The organism is Acidiplasma aeolicum (assembly GCF_001402945.1).
GTDB lineage: Archaea > Thermoplasmatota > Thermoplasmata > Thermoplasmatales > Thermoplasmataceae > Acidiplasma > Acidiplasma aeolicum.
This window is the reverse complement of the sequence record NZ_LKBG01000008.1, coordinates 1-5,483: the sequence shown is the minus strand read 5'-3', so window position 1 is coordinate 5,483 and position 5,483 is coordinate 1. Positions and strand designations below refer to the sequence as shown.

The 5,483-nt window shown below is 34.3% G+C and carries 4 protein-coding genes; 3 read left to right on the top strand and 1 reads right to left on the bottom strand.

Features of this window, described 5'->3' with window-relative positions; all coding sequences use genetic code 11:
• Nucleotides 1-61 precede the first annotated feature (61 nt).
• Nucleotides 62-1,501 (top strand): cytosine permease, encoded by a 1,440-nt coding sequence (locus tag AOG54_RS00580; protein ID WP_162200836.1) that lies wholly within the window; start codon nucleotides 62-64, stop codon nucleotides 1,499-1,501.
• Nucleotides 1,502-1,554: 53 nt separating this feature from the next.
• On the opposite strand, the gene AOG54_RS00575 is transcribed toward AOG54_RS00580, so the two are convergent.
• On the bottom strand, nucleotides 1,555-2,946 hold the full coding sequence (locus AOG54_RS00575; RefSeq protein ID WP_055032262.1) for an APC family permease: 1,392 nt from the start codon (nucleotides 2,944-2,946) through the stop codon (nucleotides 1,555-1,557).
• 361 nt (nucleotides 2,947-3,307) lie between these two features.
• Between AOG54_RS00575 and AOG54_RS00570 the strand changes: the two genes are divergently transcribed.
• Both AOG54_RS00570 and AOG54_RS00565 read left to right on the top strand, forming a co-directional pair.
• Complete coding sequence (locus tag AOG54_RS00570; protein WP_055032261.1) at nucleotides 3,308-4,603, top strand: MFS transporter; 1,296 nt, start codon at nucleotides 3,308-3,310, stop codon at nucleotides 4,601-4,603.
• Between the two features lie 54 nt (nucleotides 4,604-4,657).
• Nucleotides 4,658-5,483 (top strand): glycosyltransferase family A protein (locus AOG54_RS00565; RefSeq protein ID WP_162200835.1); only part of this gene is annotated, 826 nt, incomplete at its 3' end.

The following is a 5,483-nucleotide window of genomic DNA, read 5'->3' as shown; positions in this document are numbered from 1 at the left end:
AATATTATTATAATATTTAAAAATAATCTATGCTTAAATATTTTGGCTTACTATGGATTTTATGCCAAAACATTCTGATAATACAGTGGTTGAGGATGGTTTTGAGGTAATAGGTGTAAATCCCATACCAAAAAATGAGAGAAATATGTCACCGTGGAAATTTTTTATATTTTGGGCAATGGCAAGTGGTGCCGCACTTGTTCCAATTGCTGGTAAGGAATTATATAATATGGGCCTTATTTATGCAATTATTGCAATTGTTATTGCCCTTCTTATAGGACTCATACCTGCGGGTTTGATCTCAGATATGGGCCGGCAGATACCGGTACCATCTCTTGTTGTTGCAAGAAAGACCTACGGGTATATGACCTCTGGAGCATATTCACTAATATTCACATTTTTAAATCTTGGTTATTTTGGCCTTAATGATAGTGTTGGTGCCGTAATATTAAGCAGCCTTACACATTCTCCAATTTTATACTGGTACATTATTATGGGGGCAATACAGATATTACTGGTACTTCTTGGTGCAAAATGGCTTGAATATTTCTTTAGGTACACAGCACCGCTTCTTGTAATTAGCTTTGGTATTTTAACATATTTTCTATTCACAACGTATACAATCAATGTTTCTAATCTTTTAAATCCTATCGGTAAGTATACATGGGGAGGTGCGCTGGATTTTCTACTGGGATTTTCGATACTTGCATGGACATATAAGATATCGACACAATCAAGATTTGGCAGGCCATTTTCTGGTAGAGAAAACAAAAAAACAAGGGCTGGATATTTTGTTGCGAGCCCCCTGGGAATTATGCTACCTGTTTTGCTGATGGGCATTGTTGGATTTTTTGGCAATAGTTTAAATCCTGGAAGTGGATGGAATATTGCAGTACTATCTTTTCCCGGTGTATCCGGAATAGACAGAATTATAATAATCATCGCAGCCATTCTTCTGGCATTATCATTGATACACCCAAATGCAATGAATCTTTATCCCGCAACTGCTGATTTATTAACATCAATACAGCCATTATTTGGTAAGAGTGTGCATGAAAAATGGGCACAGCCTGTCGCAACACTGCTCCTTGGCATTGGTGGTATAATACTGGCCATAGAGGGCATCCTCGCCCGTATATCCGGATTCATAGACATTCTCGAGGCAATTATATTTCCATTTACATTCATACTCATTTTTGACTGGTTCAAAAATTTAAGGCATACAACAAGAATAGGTGACTATTATAAAATACCAAGAAATATAAAAAATAATATTAAATTTGGAGCCCTTATACCAGCATCTATAGGCACTGTGATAGCCATATTTGGAATAGGCCCCTATGACTACATATTTGCCTATTTCCCAAAGGCACTCTTTGGATCGTTTATTGGACTTTTATTGTATATTGTCATATATTACATTAGACCAGACAGGGTTCAATTGTCTGAAAAACAGAATGACTATGATAGATTTAATATGGAGGCTGAGGATTCACAGTAATTTTTAAAAATAAATAAAAATAATCTTTTGATTTTTTTAATTAATAATTTTTTTTATTTAACCTCTGCAACCTTTTCAATTTTCTGGGATGAAAATTTTTTAAGTATTATTATTAATATAAGGCCAATTAAAATCCATACACCAACCATATATGCAGGAAGGTTTAATGGAAATGCAGGAACAGGATATACAGTGCTGAATATTGCAAATCCAATAAATATTATTGCTATTGCCGGAATAATTAAATCAGCAAATATATGGAATTCCTTCTCCCTTTTGGTGTATACAGGAAGGCTCAATGTTGCTATTGCATGCTGTAACATGAATGCTATTGATGCCGCGCCCTCTATGACCAGTGCACCTACAAATGGTCCAAATATTAATCCAGAAATAAGTGCAATAATAAATGAAAAAACTGCAGTTGTAAGTATTGCCTTATAAGGCGTACCATATTTTTTATGCGTTTCACTTAGATATGATGGTAATATATTGCTATCCCTGGATAAATAATAGAGCATCCTTGTTAAAGAATTATTAATGGCTATGCCAAAATCAAGAAAACTGTTTAATACTATTGCGGCAAATAGCCATCCACCAAAGGGCCCCAGAAATGTAAAATATTCTATAAGGCCTGGATCAGGCGATGACCCAAAGGATGATATATTATTTAATCCCCACCCAACAGTTAGTGCATATGCATTAAGCGCCAGTGGGATAACAACAATTAGCCATCCATATAGAATTGCCTTTTTAATCAATCTTTTAGGCTCCCTGGATTCCTCACCAAGGGCAATAACAGACCCGCTGCCACCGTATGAATAAAGACCAAATAATAATCCAAGACCTATAATAGAAAAATCATTTCCCACAGGTTTTGCTGTGAACACGGTTAATGTGTTTCCAGTACCAACCTTTATTATTATAATTATTGCACCTATGGTCAAAACAAGTGTCTCAATAATTCCCGTGTACACAGCATAATTTAATGAGACTCTCACACCACGATAAACAAATACAGTTGTAAATATTAGGGGTATTAGCATAATTGGTATCCATATATATGTAATTGACGAAATTTTTGGGGATATTAGAAAAATAAATGCGGCAAATGATAAAAGAGCAAATCCGGTATATGTCAAGAACTCATTAAAGAAGAACAACCATCCAGTTAAATCGCCGGCCGTTTTGCCAAGACCTGCCCTGGAAAATGCAGAATATCCGCCGGAGCTGGAGATTTTACCAGAAAACTGATAATTTGTGTTTAACCATAAGAGCACTATTAATGGTGCGAGCAAAAAAACCAGCGGTGTGCTGCCCTCTGCAACCAGTGCGGTTCCTGTTATAAGTATTGCAACCTCTGCGGCCGGGGCAACATGGCTGAAACTCTGGAAAATATCGTGCCACAATCCCACCTGATCCGGTTTTAAACTTCTTTCAGAATTCATGGCAGAATAAATATTTTGGTATAATAAACCTTTCCAGCTGTTTATATTACAAAATTTGACTTTTTATAAACATAATATTTTATTTTGTCGTAAAATAATTAAAATTTTATACAAAAATTCAGGGATATTTGGTTTGATTCCAGATTTATGATAATTATTTATAAAAAATATTTTAGGCAGGCCTTATTTTAGGCATTTTTTATTGCCATATGATCTCTAAAATTTATCGTCAATTGCTTAATTTTCATTTTTTTCCAGGCACTTAATTTTATATATGATTAAAAATTACGTTTAATATATAATTAAGGGCTTTTTTGTACTTTAAATCCTCGTATGGATTTAAAAATTTGGAGGTGTGAGAATGGTTTTTGATGCAATCGACAATTCGAGGATTAATAAGAATGGAATTAAATTATTTGCCCTGGCATCCACAGGTCTGTTTCTTGACGGTTATGACCTGTCCATAATTACCATGGCTGCCCTTGTTTTACCGGCACAGCTTCATCTCAGTGAACTTGAGTACATACTAATAGACATATCATCCTTTGCCGGAATGCTGGCTGGTGCACCGCTGCTAGGCATTTTATCAGACCGTATTGGAAGAAAAAAGATATTTGGCATAGACCTTATATTCTTTGTATTATTTGCAATTACAGCGGGGCTCTCAACAAATTTTATTGAGTTGTTTTTATCAAGGCTTCTTATGGGATTCGGCATTGGGGGTGATTATCCAATAAGCTCCACAATGATGTCTGAATTTTCACCAAAAAAAACCAGGGGAAAGCTTCTAATAACAATGGTTGGAATGTACTGGGTTGGGGCATTTGTTTCAGCAGCCGCCAATTACTTCTTCGTAATTTACTACGATTTCTGGAGATATACATTTATTCTGGGTGGATTAATGGCAGTGCCAATAATACTATTAAGGCTAAGTGTACCTGAATCACCAAGGTGGCTGGCATCTCACGGAAAAATAGAGGATGCGGAATATTCTGAGATTGAAATAGCCGGCAGATCGGATAATCTTAAAAATTCGGAATATAAAATAAAAACAAAATACGGCAAAACCTTTATTTTTGTAATACTTGCATGGTTTATATTTGATGTTGCTGCATATGGCATAGGATTTTATTATCCGGTAATATTCAGCACACTGGGATTTAAGCATCAGTTTAGATCAATAGCAGAGGCAAGCATGCTGATATCAATTGGTGGCATAATGGGATATATAATAGCAATGCCACTTGCAGACCGGCTTGGAAGAAGATTCCTTACAATTTCAGGTTTTTTCATAATGTCATTGCTTTTAATTCTTGGGAGCATCATTAAAATTTCAGGCCTTTATACAGTACCCTTCTTTTTCATATTTGTACTATTTGAGCAGTGGGTTGGGGCTGTAACATTATTTTATCCCACAGAATTATTTGATACTACTGTTAGGTCAACCATACAGGGCATTGCAACAGCAGTGTCAAGAGTTGGTGCCATAATGGGTATTGTCCTATTTCCATTATTTCCTGTATTCCATTCATTGTCAATATTTGCCGGATTTTCAGTTTTTGGGCTGATAATAGCAATCATTATGGCACCAGAAACAAATAAGAATTCCCTTGAAAAAAACGTTGAAACCTATACCGCTGCAAATATAAATAAATAACTATATTTTTTTAGTATTACAGAATTTTAAAATAATAATCATTTATTTATGTTCATGCTCTATATCTATGGAACTGTATTTAATAATGCATCCATTGTTGAAAGTTCCTTAAAATCTCTTGATAAAATTAAATGCAGGAAAAAATTTTTGATAGTTGATAATTTTTCAACAGATAATACTTATGAAATACTTATAAGACTTAAAAATATTTATGATATTGAAATTAGGAGGGTCAAATGCTCCAGGGGGATGGGAAGACAGCTTGCCATGGAAATGGCATATAATGAATCGGATGATATGGATATTTTTATGCAAGTTGACCTGGATACAATTTACAATGATAAATTTATAAGTCTTTTTAACAGTTTCCTTATAAATATTGATGATAATTCTGTTGCATTTAATTTTATTTGCAGAAAACGGGTTAATTTCAGCGTTCCATGGAGAGACCTTAATTACGGTGAGGATTTTGAAAGGATGGCAAGGTTCTTAAAAAATGGATACATTGTTTATAAGGTTCCAGAATATAATAAAATAGCAAATAACCAGCACGCAATTAAACGGGAAAGACGCTATGCTTCAGGATTAAAATATTTAAAAAGAATTCTTCATAATAATATTGATCTAATTAGAGGCTATGGTGTATCAAATTATAAACTCTTTAAGAAATTTTTTAAATCGGCAGGGTTTAAAAAAAGATCTTATATTTTTGTGTTCCTAATTTATTTATTTGTAAAAATCAGTGGACTTAAAATATATAATTATGGAGATTTCCTAAATAATGAGTATGTTAACAGCAACTCCCTGAATATATGCTCATATTTTAATTTTAAACATTGCAGCTGTGGCAAAACCCTCGCCGATGGCAAGTACAGAACCA